This window comes from Desulforapulum autotrophicum HRM2 (genome assembly GCF_000020365.1).
GTDB classification, from domain to species: domain Bacteria; phylum Desulfobacterota; class Desulfobacteria; order Desulfobacterales; family Desulfobacteraceae; genus Desulforapulum; species Desulforapulum autotrophicum.
This window is the reverse complement of sequence record NC_012108.1, coordinates 601,646-618,409: the sequence shown is the minus strand read 5'-3', so window position 1 is coordinate 618,409 and position 16,764 is coordinate 601,646. Positions and strand designations below refer to the sequence as shown.

Annotated in this window: 13 protein-coding genes; 8 read left to right on the top strand and 5 right to left on the bottom strand. The window is 51.8% G+C overall.

Annotated features, from left to right (window positions below):
* The first annotated feature begins 24 nt into the window (after positions 1–24).
* From HRM2_RS02680 to HRM2_RS02670, 3 genes are read left to right on the top strand one after another with little or no spacing between them, the layout of a single operon-like run.
* Complete coding sequence (locus HRM2_RS02680; RefSeq protein WP_012662904.1) at positions 25–1,197, top strand: amino acid ABC transporter permease; 1,173 nt, start codon at positions 25–27, stop codon at positions 1,195–1,197.
* 30 nt (positions 1,198–1,227) lie between these two features.
* Positions 1,228–2,322 carry an amino acid ABC transporter permease gene (locus HRM2_RS02675; RefSeq protein WP_012662903.1) on the top strand — a complete coding sequence of 365 codons (1,095 nt, stop codon included), beginning with the start codon at positions 1,228–1,230 and terminating at the stop codon, positions 2,320–2,322.
* A 51-nt stretch (positions 2,323–2,373) separates the two neighbouring features.
* Entirely contained in the window at positions 2,374–3,144 is a 771-nt protein-coding gene (locus HRM2_RS02670) for an amino acid ABC transporter ATP-binding protein (RefSeq protein ID WP_012662902.1), read from the top strand.
* A gap of 2 nt (positions 3,145–3,146) precedes the next feature.
* On the opposite strand, the gene HRM2_RS02665 is transcribed toward HRM2_RS02670, so the two are convergent.
* Entirely contained in the window at positions 3,147–5,240 is a 2,094-nt protein-coding gene (locus HRM2_RS02665; protein WP_012662901.1) for an acetate--CoA ligase family protein, read from the bottom strand.
* 446 nt (positions 5,241–5,686) lie between these two features.
* Here HRM2_RS02665 and ybaK point away from each other — a divergent pair, with 446 nt between their 5' ends.
* On the top strand, positions 5,687–6,208 hold the full coding sequence (gene ybaK, locus HRM2_RS02660; RefSeq protein ID WP_232364176.1) for a Cys-tRNA(Pro) deacylase: 522 nt from the start codon (positions 5,687–5,689) through the stop codon (positions 6,206–6,208).
* On the opposite strand, the gene HRM2_RS02655 is transcribed toward ybaK, so the two are convergent.
* Positions 6,209–7,756, bottom strand: coding sequence for a sigma-54-dependent Fis family transcriptional regulator (locus HRM2_RS02655; protein WP_012662899.1), 1,548 nt, complete (start codon positions 7,754–7,756; stop codon positions 6,209–6,211).
* A gap of 237 nt (positions 7,757–7,993) precedes the next feature.
* Here HRM2_RS02655 and HRM2_RS02650 point away from each other — a divergent pair, with 237 nt between their 5' ends.
* Positions 7,994–8,476 (top strand): hypothetical protein, encoded by a 483-nt coding sequence (locus HRM2_RS02650; protein WP_041273004.1) that lies wholly within the window; start codon positions 7,994–7,996, stop codon positions 8,474–8,476.
* 202 nt (positions 8,477–8,678) lie between these two features.
* Here HRM2_RS02650 and priA read toward each other — a convergent pair whose 3' ends face one another.
* Positions 8,679–11,126 (bottom strand): replication restart helicase PriA, encoded by a 2,448-nt coding sequence (priA, locus tag HRM2_RS02645; RefSeq protein ID WP_012662897.1) that lies wholly within the window; start codon positions 11,124–11,126, stop codon positions 8,679–8,681.
* Between the two features lie 132 nt (positions 11,127–11,258).
* On the opposite strand from priA, the gene upp reads away from it, so the two are divergent.
* Both upp and HRM2_RS02635 read left to right on the top strand, forming a co-directional pair.
* Positions 11,259–11,885, top strand: coding sequence for a uracil phosphoribosyltransferase (upp, locus tag HRM2_RS02640; RefSeq protein ID WP_012662896.1), 627 nt, complete (start codon positions 11,259–11,261; stop codon positions 11,883–11,885).
* Between the two features lie 38 nt (positions 11,886–11,923).
* The gene (locus tag HRM2_RS02635; protein WP_012662895.1) at positions 11,924–13,162 is read left to right on the top strand and encodes a uracil-xanthine permease family protein; all 1,239 of its coding nucleotides are present in this window, start codon (positions 11,924–11,926) and stop codon (positions 13,160–13,162) included.
* A gap of 42 nt (positions 13,163–13,204) precedes the next feature.
* Here HRM2_RS02635 and HRM2_RS02630 read toward each other — a convergent pair whose 3' ends face one another.
* Positions 13,205–13,672: a YehS family protein gene (locus HRM2_RS02630; RefSeq protein ID WP_012662894.1), complete on the bottom strand. Its 468-nt coding sequence runs from the start codon at positions 13,670–13,672 to the stop codon at positions 13,205–13,207.
* A 210-nt stretch (positions 13,673–13,882) separates the two neighbouring features.
* Here HRM2_RS02630 and HRM2_RS02625 point away from each other — a divergent pair, with 210 nt between their 5' ends.
* Positions 13,883–16,126, top strand: coding sequence for a FapA family protein (locus HRM2_RS02625; RefSeq protein ID WP_148214549.1), 2,244 nt, complete (start codon positions 13,883–13,885; stop codon positions 16,124–16,126).
* Here the strand turns inward: HRM2_RS02625 and thpR are convergent, their stop codons facing one another.
* Entirely contained in the window at positions 16,127–16,705 is a 579-nt protein-coding gene (gene thpR / locus HRM2_RS02620) for an RNA 2',3'-cyclic phosphodiesterase (protein ID WP_041273002.1), read from the bottom strand.
* Positions 16,706–16,764 lie beyond the last annotated feature (59 nt).

The following is a 16,764-nucleotide window of genomic DNA, read 5'->3' as shown; positions in this document are numbered from 1 at the left end:
GGTTCTGCATAGCGAAAGGGTCCCATGGAAGCAAACTCCCCAGAAAAAATTCCGTTTTTCCGCGATCCGGAAAAACTTTCGATTTTATACCAATTCCTCAGTATTGTAGCCGTAGGGCTTGTGAGCTATTACCTGGTATCCAACACCCTTGCCAACCTTGAACGACAATCCATTTCAACCGGCTTTGGATTCTTTGAAAGGGAGGCCTCCTTTGAGATTGGCGAATCCCTGATCAAATATTCTGCTGCCGACTCCTATGGGCGAGCCCTTGCTGTCGGATTTCTCAACACCTTGATCGTATCGTTCATCGGTATCATTCTAACGGTAATCCTCGGCACGATTCTCGGCATTGCGCGCCTGTCATCAAACTGGCTGGTATCAAGACTATCAGCGATTTATATTGAAGTGTTTCAGGATATCCCCATCCTGCTTCAACTTTTTTTCTGGTACGCCTTCTTCTATGAAATGCTGCCCTCCCCACGCCAGGCCCTGAACCCTTTTTCAGGCCTGTTTCTCTGCAACCGAGGGCTTGTTTTCGGCATTCCGGAATGGCACCCAGCCTTTAAATTCATGGCTGCTGCCCTGGTTCTTGGCATTGTCATCGCCCTTGTCCTTAAACGATGGGCAAAGGCAAGACAGGAGCGTACCGGCCAGATCTTTCCGATCCTTAAGGTCTCCGCTCTCCTTATCATCGGACTGCCCCTGGTGGTCTGGCTGATGACCGGCATGCCCACCAGAATGAATGTTCCCACCCTCCAGGGATTTAACTTCAAGGGCGGCTTGAGCATCAGCCCGGAATTTACAGCCCTGCTTCTGGGTCTTGTACTCTATACGGCAGCCTTTGTTGCCGAAGTTGTCCGGGCCGGAATCCAGTCAGTAAGCAAGGGACAGACCGAGGCGGCCCTGTCCATCGGCCTCAAGCCGACCCACGTGCTTAATCTTGTCATCCTTCCCCAGGCCCTGAGGGTCATCATTCCGCCCCTGACAAGCCAGCTGCTCAACCTGACAAAGAACTCTTCCCTGGCCGTTGCCATCGGGTATCCTGATTTTGTATCCGTTGCTGGAACAACCATCAACCAGACCGGGCAGGCCATTGAAGGGGTTGCCATGATCATGATTGTCTACCTGGTATTCAGCCTGTCGACATCGGCGTTCATGAACTGGTATAATAAGCGGATAGCGCTTGTGGAACGATAATTGAGGACGGACAAATAGGGCTAAAATCAAATGAATGAGATCAATACCAAATCACCGGCTTCCACCGTCAAACCCCCCATCACCAACATCGGGGTTATCGGCTGGGTCCGGGCAAATCTTTTTAACGGAGTGCTCAACTCCATTTTAACCCTGGTGGTCCTGGCCCTGCTGTGGCTCACGGTACCGCCATTTATCAAGTGGGCCTTCATCGACAGTCTGTGGACATCTACGGGTGCCGAATGCCAGGCCATTGACGGGGCCTGCTGGTCGATCATCCCGGCAAACCTGAGATTCATTATTTTTGGTTTCTACCCCCATGACCTTCAGTGGCGGCCCCTTGCCGCGATGGTTCTTCTGGTTGCTCTGCTCTTTTACAGCCAGGATCGGCAGCACTGGAAAAAACACCTGATTTACGCCTGGGCCATCGGGCTGTTCACCATGGGATTGCTCTTAAAGGGAGGCATCCTCGGGTTTGAATCCGTTGAAAGCAACAAGTGGGGCGGACTTCCCCTGACGCTGCTTCTGTCCGTGTTCGGCCTGACCGCTGCCTATCCCTTTGGTGTTTTCCTGGCCCTTGGCCGCCAGTCGAGAATGCCCGTAATCAAAGCATTTTCCGTGGTATACATCGAACTGATCCGGGGAGTCCCCCTGATCAGCCTGCTGTTCATGTCGTCCGTGGTTTTCCCCCTGCTTCTGCCCGAAGGGGTGACCCTGAATAAAATCCTGCGGGCCCAGGTGGCCATTATCATGTTCACCGCCGCCTACATTGCAGAGGTGGTCCGCGGCGGTCTCCAGGGCATGAACCGCGGCCAGTACGAGGCGGCCGAATCCCTGGGACTGAACTATTTTCAGACCATGCGGCTGATCATCCTGCCCCAGGCCCTCAAGATTGTGATTCCACCGTCGGTGAGCATATTGATCTCTGCCTTTAAGGACACCTCCCTGGTTGTGATCATTGCCCTCTACGATCTGTTAAAGACCACCCAGACCACCCTGTCCCATCCCCAGTGGATGGGCTTTTCGGCCGAGGCCTATATTTTTGTGGCCCTGATTTATTTTGTCTGCTGTTTTTTCATGTCAAACTACAGCCGACGCCTTGAACGGGAGTTGGACACGGGACTGTAACCCTGTAAACCCATTGCCATGCACCATACAACAATCCAGGAAGAATCTAAGATGAATAAGATCCAGCCAGCAAATTCAGAAACGGACGATACACCCATCATTGTAATCAAAAACATGCACAAATGGTACGGCGAGTTCCATGTGCTCAAGGATATAAACCTGACGGTGGGTAAAAAAGAGCGAATTGTCATCTGCGGTCCGTCGGGATCGGGAAAATCCACCCTGATCCGGTGCATCAACCGCCTTGAAGAGCACCAGAAGGGAACCATTGAAGTCGACGGCATGACCCTGACCAATGACATCAAAAACATTGAAAAGATCAGGGCAGAAGTGGGCATGGTGTTCCAGCACTTTAATCTTTTCCCCCATCTGACCATACTTGAAAACCTGACCCTTGGGCCCATCTGGGTGCGAAAAACGCCCAAAAAAGAGGCTGAGGAGACGGCCATGTTTTACCTGGAAAAGGTGAGGATAGCCGAACAGGCAAAAAAATTCCCAGGCCAGCTCTCCGGGGGTCAGCAGCAGCGGGTGGCCATTGCCCGAAGCCTCTGCATGAAGCCCAATGTCATGCTGTTTGACGAACCCACCTCGGCCCTTGACCCTGAAATGGTCAAGGAGGTGCTGGACGTCATGATCAGCCTTGCCACTGACGGCATGACCATGATCGTTGTCAGCCATGAAATGGGTTTTGCCAAAAGTGTGGCCCACCGGGTGCTGTTCATGGATTCAGGCCAGATACTTGAACAGAACAACCCTGAAGAATTTTTTAACAACCCCCAGAATGAACGAACCAAACTCTTCCTAAGCCAGATCCTGGATTGATGCTATCCATTCAGAATAATTGAAGCGTCCACGGCAACGGGCATACCATCCATGGGGATCAGGGGATTGATATCAATCTCCCTGATTCTCTTGTTTTCAAGTCCCAACTGACCCACCCGGACCAGAATCTGGGCAAGAGCCCTCCGGTCAACACCAACCCCTCCCCGGAAACCATCAAGCAGTTTGCAGGATTTCATCCGAGCTATCAAGGCCAGGGCTTCGCCCTCGGTAAGGGGGGCCACGCCAAAAACCGTATCACCCAGAACCTCGGCAAGCACACCTCCCATGCCACACATGACACAGACCCCGAACTGGGGATCCCGAATCATGCCGACGATGAGCTCAAGCGCCTGGGGAACCTGCTGCTGAACAAGGACCGTTCCCCGGCCATCCATGGCAGTTAAAAGCTCGGCGTACACAACCTCAACCTCCTGGGCGGATTTGACGCCCAGGCGGACAAGGCCCGCCTCTGTCTTGTGAACCATTCCCCGAAAAATCCCCTTCATGACAACGGGAAACCCATGGGATTGGGCTGCCGCTAGAGCCTCTCGTTCGTTCAGGGCCATTGTTTCGTTGACCACGGGGATCCCCCGGGCCTTGAGAATCGCCTTGGACCGGTTTTCATCGAGCACACCGGTTTGATTATCTAAAGATATTGGCATAATTGCCGGTACCGGATCTGGATTCAAGGTTTCCAGGGTATCATGGACAGGAACGTCCGCCCATGGATGATGCTCCATGAATGCAGCAAGACATTCCACGGCACGATGGATTTCACGAAAGACCGGAAGCCCAAGCTGCTGGGCCTTGATCTGAAATTCGTGAACGGCGTGCCGTTCACCGGTCAACCAGCAGACAAGGGGTTTTCCAACCGATTTTGCAGCCGAGACCATGAAATCCATGTCCGGCTCAAGGGCGAATCCCCCCACAAAATTGTGGACAAAGACCGCATCCACATGGGGATCTTGGCATACGGCCTCAAGGCAGGCGTTATAAACAGATTTAGCTCCGTGGATGATCACCCCGGGCCAGAGGTCAACAGGATTGGCTGCGGGCATCCAGTCGGGAAAGACCTGCTGAATGCGTTCACAGCTCTCCGGGGAAAGGTCGGCCAGTTCAAGTCCGGCATCTTCAAAAAAATCCGTTGAAACAATACCGGCACCCCCACTGTAGGTCAGGACGGCCAGCCGTTTGTTCCGGGACGGCTTAAGGGCGGTAAACGCACCAAAAGTCCGGCAGATGTCCATCATCTGGTTAAAATCAGTGGCTGCCACAACATTGCACTGGGCAAGGGCACCGCTCACCACAGCCCCGTTGCCTGCAAGGCTTGCCGTATGGCTCATGGCGGCCCGGGCACCCTTTTCACTCCTGCCCCCCTTGAGCAACACAATGGGCTTGGTCGATTTCCGGCACAGGTCCATGAACCTCGGTCCGTCGACAATGGACTCCAGGTAAAGACCTATGACGGCGGTATCATCGTCCGCCATAAGGTATTCAAGGATATCACTCTCATCCACATCCATCTTGTTGCCGATGGAGCAGGATTTGCTGATCCCGATACCACCCCGGGTCATGACATCTATGAGAAAGGCTCCTGCCAGCATACCGCTCTGCACGATCAACGAAACGTTTCCAGGTGTCATTCCCGCATCCCAGATAACGGTTTCCACCGTTGAAAAAACCCGTTTATTAACGGCATCCACAAGCCCCATGCAGTTGGGGCCCCACAGGCGGATTCCTGTTTCCGAAGCGATCCGGACAAGTTGATCTTGAAGCTTACGCCCCTGTTCGCCGGCCTCTGAAAATCCAGCCGACTGGATCATGGCCCCGGCAATGCCACGATGGGCACAGGCCTGTATGGTCGGAACAACCAGGCTGGAAGAGACAAACACAACGGCAAGATCAACGGGGTCTGGGACATCAGAAACATCCCTGTAGCAGGTCAGCCCCTCTATTTGTTCATACCTTGGATTGACGGGGTATATTTTTCCGTCATACCCGTTGAGCATATTTTTAATGATGAGATTACCGCCCTTACCAGGAGAAGGTGTTGCGCCGACCACGGCAATCCCCCTGGGCTTGAAGAAAAATTCCATGTAAAATCTCCTGTTTCACTGATCAGATTTAGGATGTAAATAGTGCATATCGTGTTTTGAGCAGGGGCACAACTTAAAAAGGCCAGCCCAAGGGTTTTGGCCGGCCTTTTTAAGAAAAGGAGAAAAAAGATGAAATTAACTGTTTTGTTAATCTGGTTCTAAGTATTAGCAAAGAGCCTGCCAACACATAAAATATTTTAATAAAATCTTAACCAAAATGCATAATACACTGTAATAAATGGATATTTTTTATTCAATCCGACCAAGCCCATAAACAATCCAGGCCATGGAGACCCTGCCAGCGTCCTTGAAAGTTTATTTTTTTGAACCGCTCCCAGGCTAATTTTACCAAACAAAACCGCAACCACCTGTAATTAAATGATAAAATCCGTATATCCATAGGTTTAAAATTATGAACCACAGGCTTTCCCTTTACAAACAAGACCATGATTGATAAGAAATCGTTGAAAATTCACTGCAAAAAGGAGATTCTGCAAAAAATGACCCCGGGTATCAAAAGCGCCAAAAAGGCCGGGATAAAGTATGAGATTCTCACCTATGACCACGATCCCAGGACCACGGCCTATGGAGAGGAAGCCGCTGAAAAACTGGGCCTGGACCCGGAAAGGGTCTTTAAAACCCTGGTGGCTGAGGTGGATGGATCAACCCTTGTGGTCTGCGTAATTCCTGTTTCACGCATGCTTGACCTGAAGATGGTTGCCAAGACCCTGAAAGCCAAACGGGCCGTGATGGCCGACAAAAACAATGTCCAGCGTACCACCGGTTATGTTCTTGGCGGGGTCAGCCCCCTGGGACAAAAAAAAAGGCTTCAGACCCTTGTGGACAGTTCAGCCCTTGACCATGAATCCATCCTTGTCAGCGCCGGTCGCCGGGGAATGGATATTGCCCTTGCCCCCCGGGATCTGGCCAAGCTGACCACCGGCACATTTGTTGACATTGCAAGGTGATTATCGTCTCTTTTTTTTAAGCCCCAGGCGCCGCATGCGCGAGGCAAAGGTCGACCGGTTCAGGCCCGAATCCCTGGCCGCCCAGGTGACATTCCAGGCGTTTCTTTCAAGGAGATAAAGGGCATAGGCCCGTTCCACCTCAAGCCAGGTATAGTCCCCAAAATCAATGCCCGGAGTTTGGGCCCCATCAACGGGCGAACTTGTCGGGAAAACAGGGAATTCATCGCCTCGGCCATTGGCAGAGCCCCTGTCAAAATTCAGGGGAATGGCATCGGGATCAATGGTGTCGTCATCGGTTACCACCGTCAGGTATTTGATAAGATTTTCAAGTTCCCGGATGTTGCCCGGCCAGGACCAGGCCGTGAGCCTTCGCATGGCAACAGCACCTACCCGTTTTGGCGGAACCTTGGCCTTTGCGGCCTCCCTTGCAAGAAAATGTTTAATCAGGAGGGGAACATCCTCCCTGCGGTTTCGAAGGGGCGGCAAATCAATGGGCAGAACGGCCAGGCGATAGAAAAGATCCTGGCGAAAAGTATTTTCGGCAACCATTTTTTTAATGTCCCTGTGGGTGGCTGAGATGATTCTTACATCCACATGAATCACACTTGTGGATCCAAGGGGTTTGACCTCATTGTTCTGGAGAACCCTTAGAATGCTTGCCTGGATATTCATGGGCATATCACCGATCTCATCCAGAAAAACAGTCCCCCCGTCGGCCGCTTCAAACAACCCCTTTTTATCCCGGACAGCACCGGAAAAGGCCCCTTTCTTATACCCGAAAAGCTCACTTTCAAGCAGGGTTTCAGGAATTGAGCTGCAATTTTGAACCAGGAAAGGCATGCCCCGTCGAAGGCCCGTGTGGTGGAGCTGTTCGGCCACGAGCTCCTTACCCGTGCCGCTCTCCCCCGTGATCAGCACATGGAAATCAGATGCGGCATAGCTTTTTACAAGGGCCATAACCTCAGCCAATACCCTGCTCTGACCAATAATGGGTGCCCCTTCCTGGTACTCCTTGAGGGCTGTTTTAAGACTTTCGGCCTCTTCCATCTTTTCCCTATACAGCACGGCATTGCCAAGGGCCATGGATCCGATATCCACCAGGTTCTGGAGGTGTTCAAGGTACTCCTTATCAAGGTTGATCAGGTGCTTGTCCGGGGTGGTGTCGATGATCTGAACAGCCCCGTAAACAGAGCGATCCTTCAAAAACAGGGGAAAGCAGAGGATCAGGCTGCTCTTTACCCTGAGATTCTCTTCCAGGTCCTTAAAATGTCGGTCATCGTTTCTGGGGTCAGATACCGCCATTTGTTGATTTTCGATCACCCAGCCGACAATGCTTGAATGGCGGGTGCTGATGGAAACCCCCTTAATGCGCTCCTGTTCCGACCCAAGGGCTTCGATGCAGTGGTAGCTGTTGTCTCGCTTAATCCAGATGGATCCCCTGTGGACATTTTGAAGCTTTAAAAGGGCTTTGAGAAATTTTTCCTGGAGAATCTCAGGTTCCAGCTCTCCTGCAAAGGACTTGAACAGATCAAATGACGCTGCTTCCATTTTTCCACCAAAATAAACATGTTAAATAAAACCAATTAGACAAAATAAAACACCCATCCATCAGATACCAACATTACCCGGTCAGCCAAAACGGTGTTCTAATCGCTATACTAAGCATAATACGCCAGTATATCAACCATTTTGTCCGTTTGGCACAAATAGTGAAAGATAATCAAATGCGGGGCCACCAGAAAAGAGCAACAAGGAAAACCTGCCCCCATTAAAAGGAATATTTCAATGGAACATAAAATAGTCATCGACAATCTTGACACGGCAACCCTCATCTGCCCCGGGTGTAACCGGAAAAGAACCCTGCTGCTCACCCAGTACAAAATAGAAAAACCCGTCACCCGCATAAGATACCGGTGCGGATGCAAAGAAACCTTTTACGCCGTGCTGGAACGCAAGGGCCAAACTGCCAGGGAGATGAACCTTGTGGGAACCTGCACCAGCAGAGAAGAGAAACATTGGAGTGGTCGAATGACTGTCAAACGGCTCAACGCCAAGGGCGTCACCCTCATGCTCAACATCCGGCAAAAAATCATGGCCGGAAACAAGCTTCTGCTTGAATTTGTCCTGGACGATGCAAAGCAGTCCATCGTAAAAAAACAGGTGGTCGTAACAGCCACGGACGGATCCTATGTCAGCGCCGTTTTTCTGTCCCAGGAGCACTTTGACAACCTTGGACCCTACCTTTTTTTCAACAAACTCCTGGGCTGAAGCAAAAAATTTCCGGATAGGCTCGTTTGAACAAGGCTCGCATAAACCGCCCCTAACTCGTGGTTGACCGAAAACCCGTGTTTGGACCAAAAATTGCCCATATGCAAGGCGCAAAAATTTCTGAAACCGGAGCGTACTACTGTACGTGAGGATTTCAGAAATTTGCAGCAACGCCGCAAATGGGTGAGTTTTCGTTCAAACACTAACTCATGGAATAGGGGTCCACATCAATTCCAACAGTAACCTCCCTGTTGGCAAAAACCTTTTTCTCGGCCAGCATGGCCCGGACAAGCCTGTTCAACAGGGTTGCCCGGGGACTTTTCAACAGGATCTGCCACCGGTAGCGCATGGCGATCTTTGGAATACCCGCCTCAATAGGGCCGAGGATCTGAACCAGATGACCATTTTCACGGTCCTGGTCAACCAGGCGCTTGCACTCTTCGCCCACAAAGAGGGCATGTACCTTAACCTTGTCCTTATCGAGTCCCGAAATTTTCAGCTGAATAATCCTGGAGACCGGTGGATAGCCAAGCCCCTTTCTAAAAGGGATTTCCTTATGGTAGAATTCGACAAAGTCCTGATTTTTGGACGCCTCAATGCTGAAATGTTCAGGATTGTAGGTCTGCATGACCACCCGCCCCTTTCGATCCCCCCGCCCGGCCCTTCCCGCCACCTGGGCCAGGAGCTGAAAGGTCCTCTCTCCTGCCCTGAAATCGGGAAAATTAAGCGAAAGATCTGCACAGATCACCCCCACCAGGGTGATAAACGGAAAATCATGGCCCTTGGCAAGCATCTGGGTGCCGATGATTATATCCACGGTTCGATGCTTCACCTTTTTCAGAATGGAAACCATGGCCCCCTTTTTAGAGCCAGTATCCTGGTCAAGCCTTGCCACCCTTGCGTCCGGAAAAAGAACCTGAAGCATGTTTTCAATACGCTCGGTGCCAAACCCCAGGGGTTTGATCCGTCGGGCATTACAATTGGGACAGGGCTGATTCATGGACATGGAAAATCCGCACAAATGGCAGCGGAATTCGTTTGTGTCCATGTGCAGTGTCATGGTCAGATCGCAAAATTTGCACTTCACCGGCTCATTACACGCCTGGCACACGGGATAGGTGGCAAACCCCCGACGGTTCAGAAAAATCAGGGCCTGCTCTCCACGCTCAAGGCAATGGCCGATCCCCCTTGAAAGTTCGGGAGTAATGATCCGCTCTATACCCCTGAAGTCCTTGTAGCGCTTGAGGTCCACAAGCTCTATCTCAGGCAGGGGATGGCAGTTGACCCGTTTTGTCAGCTTGAGTTCCTTGAATCTTCCCTCGCACACATTGTAATAGGATTGCACAGACGGGGTTGCCGACCCCAGGACCACAGGGATGTTCTCAATTTTGGCCCGAACCACGGCAATGTCCCGGGCGTTGTAGCGAAGGCCGGTCTCCTGCTTGTAGGAGGTATCGTGCTCCTCATCCACAATGATGATACCCAGATTGTTGATGGGAGCAAACACCGACGACCGAACCCCGATGACAATGACGGCATCCCCGGTCATGATCCGGTTCCACTGGTCAAGGCGTTCCCCCATGGTCAGGCCACTGTGGAGCACAGCGATCTTTTTGCCAAATCTTGCCCGAAAACGCCGTTCGGTCTGGGAAATCAGGGAAATCTCCGGCACAAGCACCAGGGCACCCTGCCCCCTGTCCATGGCCTCGGTCACAAGGCGCAGGTAGACCTCGGTCTTGCCACTGCCCGTAACACCCGAAAGCAGATACCGGGAAAATCCCTTGTCCATCTCCGAGATCACCTGGTTCACAACCCCTGCCTGCTCGTCCATCAACTCAGGGGGCACGTCGGGATCCACCGGGTCCCCCAGGGGGTCCCTGAACACCTGACGCTCGATGACTTCAAGGTAGCCTGCCCCGGCAAGAATCTTCACAAGCTTCGGGGCCGTGGGCACCTCCTGCTTGAGAAGGGTCAGGGAGATTTCGCCCTTTTCACGGACAATCTCCAGGATCTGCCTGCGTTTGGCAGACATCCGCTCCATGGGCTCCCCCTGTCCGGTGGGCAGGATAAATTTCTCAGTCTTCATCTGGATCTGATCTTTTTTCAACCGTGCCGCCTGCTGGATCACACCCTTCTGGATCAATCGCCTGACAAGGGCCGAAACAGATGGGTTCTTACCCCGTCCCACAAGACTCTTCACCGAGACAGATCCTTTTTTTTTCAACAGATCCACAACGGCCTGTTCTCTGGGCGAGAGATCAGGCAGGTCAGGCAGGTCAGGCAGGTTTCCAGGTTTTTCAACAAGGGAGAGAAACGAAACGTCATACCGGTTCAGCCCCTTTGGAAGTGCAGCCTTGATCACCTCACCCAGGGGATGGATGTAGTAGTCAGACACCCATCTGAACAATTCGATCATGGCCGGAGGAAAAAGGGGGGCCTCATCCAGAAGTCCCTGGATGGGTTTTGCCTTAAATTCAGTGTTTTCATGGCCCGGGCCAAGGACATAGCCCGTAACCCTTCTATTCCCAAAGGGAACCAGCACCCGCATACCCGGAATTGCCTCGGCAGCAAGATCCAAAGGAAGGGTATAGGTAAAAGTGCCATGGACAGGAAGGGCAACGGCAATCTCGATAAAATTCTGATTTTCCATTCACCCCTTTCACCACAAAACCATAAAAAGATCAACCGCGCACTCATTTTTCTTGACTATAGGATCTGTTTTTTCCTATGTTTAAGGGATTTATCAATCAATCGCAAATAATTTATAGACCAAGGAGGAATAATGGCTGTTTACGTGGAAGACCACCCACTCATAAAGCACAAACTCGGATTGATGCGCCAGAAGGACATTTCCACAAAGGATTTCAGGGATCTGGCATCCGAAGTGGCAGGACTGCTCACCTATGAAGCAACCCAGGATATGGAAACAGAGGTCGCAACCATAGACGGCTGGGCAGGACCTGTTCAGGTCGAAAGAATCAAGGGTAAAAAAATCACCATTGTGCCCATCCTCAGGGCAGGGCTTGGCATGATGGACGGGGTGATCAACCTGATCCCGTCGGCAAAGGTGAGCGTTGTGGGATTTTACAGAGACGAAAAGACCCTTCAGCCAGTTCAGTACTATGTCAAGACAGCAAGCGCCATGGACGAACGTATTGCTCTGATCCTGGATCCCATGCTGGCAACCGGCGGCACCCTCCTTGCCACCATTGAACTGCTCAAGGCGTCCGGCTGCACCAGAATCAAGGGACTCTTCCTGGTTGCAGCCCCGGAAGGGATAGAAAAAATCCAGAAGGCCCATCCCGATGTGGACATTTATGTGGCGGCCATTGATGAACGCCTCAACGAAGTCGGTTACATCCTTCCTGGGCTGGGTGATGCCGGGGACAAAATATTTGGCACCAAATAATCATTTAACCATCAAATAAAGGAAGAGGACAAGAACACATGTCGGAAAGCAGCCATTCATCAACAGACTACAATTTCCAGATCAAGGACGCCCTGCTGGGAGCCCAGATGCTTTTTGTGGCATTTGGCGCCCTGGTACTGGTCCCCCTTCTCACCGGCCTCAACCCCAATGTGGCACTTTTCACCGCAGGTGCTGGCACCCTTATTTTTCAGGTAATCACCCGGGGAAAAGTCCCCATCTTTCTTGCCTCGTCCTTTGCCTTTATTCCACCGATCATGTATGGGGTCAAAACCTGGGGAATTCCCGGCACCATGTGCGGACTTTGCGCGGCAGGCGTTGTTTATGTCCTGTTAAGCCTTCTCATCCGGTGGCAGGGAAGTGGCATCGTCAAACGGGTACTGCCCCCCATTGTCACAGGTCCTGTCATCATGGTCATCGGCCTCATCCTTGCCCCTGTGGCAGTGAACATGGCCATGGGCAAAACAGGCGATGGAGCGTTTGTTCTTTTTCCCGAACGAACGGCCATGATCATCTCTCTGTCGGCCCTTACGGCAACGGTTCTGGCATCCCTCTTTGGCAAAGGATTCATCAAGCTCATTCCCATCCTATGCGGTATTATTGTGGGTTACATCCTGTCATTGATTTTTGGAATCGTTGATTTTTCAACTGTTTCTTCAGCACCCTGGATTGCCATGCCCCATTTTACCCTGCCGGAATGGAACCTTCAGGCTATTTTTTACATCGTACCCATTGCCATTGCCCCTGCCATTGAACACTTTGGTGATGTGCTTGCCATCGGCAGCGTCACGGGCAAGGATTATGTCAAGGATCCCGGCATCCAGAACACCATGCTCGGCGACGGCATTGCAACAAGCCTTGCCTCGTTTCTGGGCGGACCGCCCAACACCACCTATTCCGAGGTGACCGGCGCCATTGCCCTGACCCGGGTGTTTAACCCCGCCATCATGACCTGGGCGGCCATTGCAGCTATACTTCTTGCATTTGTCAACAAATTCGGCACCTTTCTCCAGACCATCCCAGCACCGGTGATGGGCGGTATCATGCTGCTGCTCTTTGGTGCCATCATGGTGGTCGGCCTCAACACCCTTGTAAAATCAGGTCAAGACCTTACCGAGGCAAGGAACCTAACCATCGTGGGACTCATCCTTGTCTTCGGCATTGGAGGAATGAGTTTTTCCGCAGGAGAATTCACCCTCCAGGGCATCGGCCTTGCCGGCATCATCGGCGTTGCCATGAACCTCATACTACCCGAATAACCGCCATGGCCGGAGCAGGGTATCTGCTCCGGTCACACCACATCATCCCCGATAGCGCATGGCAAGTCCCTTGAGAAAATTTCTCAAAAACTGATCCCCGCACTCCTTGTAGTTCTTGTGACCCGGTTTGCGAAACAGTGCGGAAAGCATTGCTTTTGAGACATCCTTGCCGGCAAGCTTGAACACGGCCATCATATCCTCCTCCTTGAAGTTAAGGGCGATCCTCAGCTTCTTCAGGATGATATTGTTGGTCAGGAACTCGGGAGACTGCAGGACAGCCCCTTGGGAGCCACTTTTCTCTCCACGCTCATGGACAATCAGCCCATTCAGAAACGCCGTCATGGAGGAATCATCAAGGAGCTCAAAGCCCTGCTCATCCTCCTTTTTAAGCATTGCCCCGATTTGATCCCGGTCAACGGTCTCTCCTGCCAGCCCGAAAATCGCAACCAGCTTTGATTCGCTTATGTCCATGGCATACCGGAACATTCGTAAAATATCATTGTTTGTCATGTTTTTACCCTTACATAAAAATCCATAAAATCCATAGTGCTCCCCAAGAGCATATCAAAATGTCTGTTTCAGCTCCAGCAATTATAAATATGTCCACGGGATGCCCCCAACCGTGGACATCAGGGGAGGAATAGCTTGACACAGGAGGCAATTTGTTTAAAAAGAGGGGAAACATTTATAATTGATACCCCCTAACCCAAAGAGAAAACCGTGACACACCCTACCGCCCCTCCCTCCGTGGGTGAAGTGGCCTTCAAATACGGCACCATAAACAAGCAGCAGTTGGACCGGCTTCTTGAACTTCAGGGTGAAACAGGAGGTTCCTTTGCAGCACTCATGCACCAGGAACAAATGGCCACACCCTACCAGATAAACCTCATTGAACTGCTACAGGAATTTCTCGTTCTAAGGCAGCAGGGGGAAAAATTCGGCCAGATTGCAGTCAAAAGAGGGTTTGCAACAAAACAACAGGTGGATCTGGCCCTTAAAAAACAGCTCAAACAGTTCCGGGAAGAAAAAAGCAGACGAATGATCGGGGATATTCTTGTTGAATCCGGCGTCATCACTGCTGGGCAAAGACAAATCATTGCCGAAGAGCAACGGCAGATCGAAGGTGACAATCCAGTGCCCCAACAGGGCAGGGACAGTCTGGGAAAAATGGCCCTTACCCATGAAGAGCGTCGTTTTCTCATGATCAGAAACCAGGACAAAACCTTTGCCGCCACAGTTATCCAAAAAGGGTTTGCAACAAAGCAACAGGTGGATCGGGCCATGGAGACCCAGATCAAGGCGTTCAAACGGCACAGGGCCGTGACCCTTCTTGGGGACGTCATGGTAACGGAGGGCTTTTTGACCCCTGGGCAGTGCAACCTCATCCTTGCCGACCAGAAAAGTTTAAACGTTCCTGATGATCAATCAGAAGACATGAACCCATCGGAAAATAAAATCAATATCACCCTGTCACCGGATGCCATGGAGGCCTGGGCCGAGATACCAGAGCCAGGGATATCACCCGCCACCCTGACAATACTCAAGGCAGCCATGGAGACAAAAGGGATAAGCCACGGAATCCTCAGGGCAGAAACCCTCCAGTGTTGCCTGGACAAAGGCCTGCCACGCTTCATCCTGGCCAGGGGGAATCTTCCAGTTGTTCCAGGGACAACAAGGGTAAAATATCTCTTTGATGTGGACGCAAAAGAACCCATCCGGGTGAAACGGGGTGATCTCCTTGCAGAACTTGAAAAAATTGAGCAGGCCGTCCCCGGGATTGATGTTTTCGGTAATACCCGGGGAAAAGCGCTTCCCCACAGAACAGAGCCCTCTGTTTTTAACTGCGGCAAGGGGGTAAGGCTGGCAAGGGATTGCACCCGGGTCTTTGCAGCCGGCAGCGGCACGCCGTTTGTGTCTTTGCTGGGACAACTCCATGTATTTCCAGCCGTCAATGTCCTGGACGATGCTGACATGAAATTCGGCGCCATCGAAACCCATGCGGCCCTGACTGTTTCAGGGATTCTCACCGGAGCGTACCCTGTAAAGGCGGGAACGGTAAAAGCCCGGGAAATCAGGGATACCCGCCTTGAAAGCCTTGGCGACATCACTGTTTCCATCGGCATCACCAATGCCGTCATCAAAACCCAGGGCAATGTCCGTGCAAGGTACATACACAACTCCACCATCGAGGCCTTTGGAGATGTTATTGTGGACCATGAGATCCTTGATTCCACCATTACCATCAGCGGGCGCTGCCTGGCTCTGAAAAGCCGGATCATCGCCTCCACGGTATCGGCAAAAGGAGGCGTATCAGCCCTGGGTGTGGGAAGCGATGTGACTGAACCCTGCCATATCAGTGCAGCCAGAGAAGAGCACCTGATCCTGGCCCTTGAAAGGATTGAAGAGGATGTTGACCTGGCCGGGCAGGAACTTCGCAACCTTGAAAAAAACATCAAGGATCTGGGGAAAAGCATCGACCAGGTCTTTAAAAAAATGGTCCGCCTAAAGCGGCTCTATGACGCCGCAAAGGCTGAAAAAGCCCGGCATCAAACCGAACCAAAAGATCAGAGCACAAGGACGGCTGTTCTGGTAGCGGCCCTTGACAAAAAGCTTACATCGGCCATTAATGCTCTGAAAAATCTTAACCATCGCAAACGAACCATGGCGCAGGCCCTGGAAAACCTGAACAAACACGAGCCTGCCACAAGGCAAAGGAGTGAATCCAGAGTCCAGGCCCTTGAGCGAAATCGATTTCAGCTCCTGGAGTGGAACCGGCAAAGCCTGGGCCTTGCACAAATCATTGTCAACGGCCCCATGGCCGAGGGTACCCGCCTTTCAGGGCCATTCAGTTCCACCATCGTCATGCAGACCTGTTGCCGGGCAACATTCACGGAAACCCCCAAGCACGGGACCTTGGAAAAATTTGAGATGGTCTGTAAAGAAACCAATCCCGCCAAAACCTGATCACGGTTTAAAATCTGCCCGGGCAACAAGGGTGTGAACCGCTCCGGAAGACTTGAGGACACTCTGAACAAGATCAATAGAGCGACACTCAAAGGATGCTGAACTGTGGTTCCCAAAGGCATCCATCACATCCGCAATCTGCTGGTGATCCACGGCTTTCCTGAACCGGGCCAGGGTGAAGTGGGGGAAGAACCGTTTCTTTGACAGGGGAATACCGGCCTGGCCCAGATTAGATTCAAGCACCTGATAGATCTCTGACAGATCCCGGTTTTCCCAACCCGCTCCTGCCCATAAAACCCTTGCCTTCCGGGTTGAGGGAAAGACCCCCACCCCCTGCACCTTTAATTTAAACCGATGATGGGCTGCCGCCGTTGTTTGAACGGCCCGGATAATGGACTCCAGATTTTCCGTTGGGGTCTCTCCAATAAATTTCAACGTCAGATGCATGGCCTCCATACGGGACCAGGAGGCCTTGAAACCCCTGTTCTTCAAGGATTTCTGCATCTGTTCAAGAAAATCAACCACCGCCCTTGGCAGGGACAGGGCAACAAACAAACGTCGGGGTGTGTGGTTATCCATGGTGTTCACAGGTTATTCCCTCGCATATTACCCCTTGTTTTTTATCGATCACAAGGTTA

Excerpts from the sequence above, each read along its gene's own strand:
- HRM2_RS02680 (WP_012662904.1), top strand. The coding sequence starts at position 25 with ATGGAAGCAAACTCCCCAGAAAAAATTCCGTTTTTCCGCGATCCGGAA.
- HRM2_RS02675 (WP_012662903.1), top strand. The coding sequence starts at position 1,228 with ATGAATGAGATCAATACCAAATCACCGGCTTCCACCGTCAAACCCCCC.
- HRM2_RS02670 (WP_012662902.1), top strand. The coding sequence starts at position 2,374 with ATGAATAAGATCCAGCCAGCAAATTCAGAAACGGACGATACACCCATC.
- HRM2_RS02665 (WP_012662901.1), bottom strand. The coding sequence starts at position 5,240 with ATGGAATTTTTCTTCAAGCCCAGGGGGATTGCCGTGGTCGGCGCAACA.
- ybaK (WP_232364176.1), top strand. The coding sequence starts at position 5,687 with ATGATTGATAAGAAATCGTTGAAAATTCACTGCAAAAAGGAGATTCTG.
- HRM2_RS02655 (WP_012662899.1), bottom strand. The coding sequence starts at position 7,756 with ATGGAAGCAGCGTCATTTGATCTGTTCAAGTCCTTTGCAGGAGAGCTG.
- HRM2_RS02650 (WP_041273004.1), top strand. The coding sequence starts at position 7,994 with ATGGAACATAAAATAGTCATCGACAATCTTGACACGGCAACCCTCATC.
- priA (WP_012662897.1), bottom strand. The coding sequence starts at position 11,126 with ATGGAAAATCAGAATTTTATCGAGATTGCCGTTGCCCTTCCTGTCCAT.
- upp (WP_012662896.1), top strand. The coding sequence starts at position 11,259 with ATGGCTGTTTACGTGGAAGACCACCCACTCATAAAGCACAAACTCGGA.
- HRM2_RS02635 (WP_012662895.1), top strand. The coding sequence starts at position 11,924 with ATGTCGGAAAGCAGCCATTCATCAACAGACTACAATTTCCAGATCAAG.
- HRM2_RS02630 (WP_012662894.1), bottom strand. The coding sequence starts at position 13,672 with ATGACAAACAATGATATTTTACGAATGTTCCGGTATGCCATGGACATA.
- thpR (WP_041273002.1), bottom strand. The coding sequence starts at position 16,705 with ATGGATAACCACACACCCCGACGTTTGTTTGTTGCCCTGTCCCTGCCA.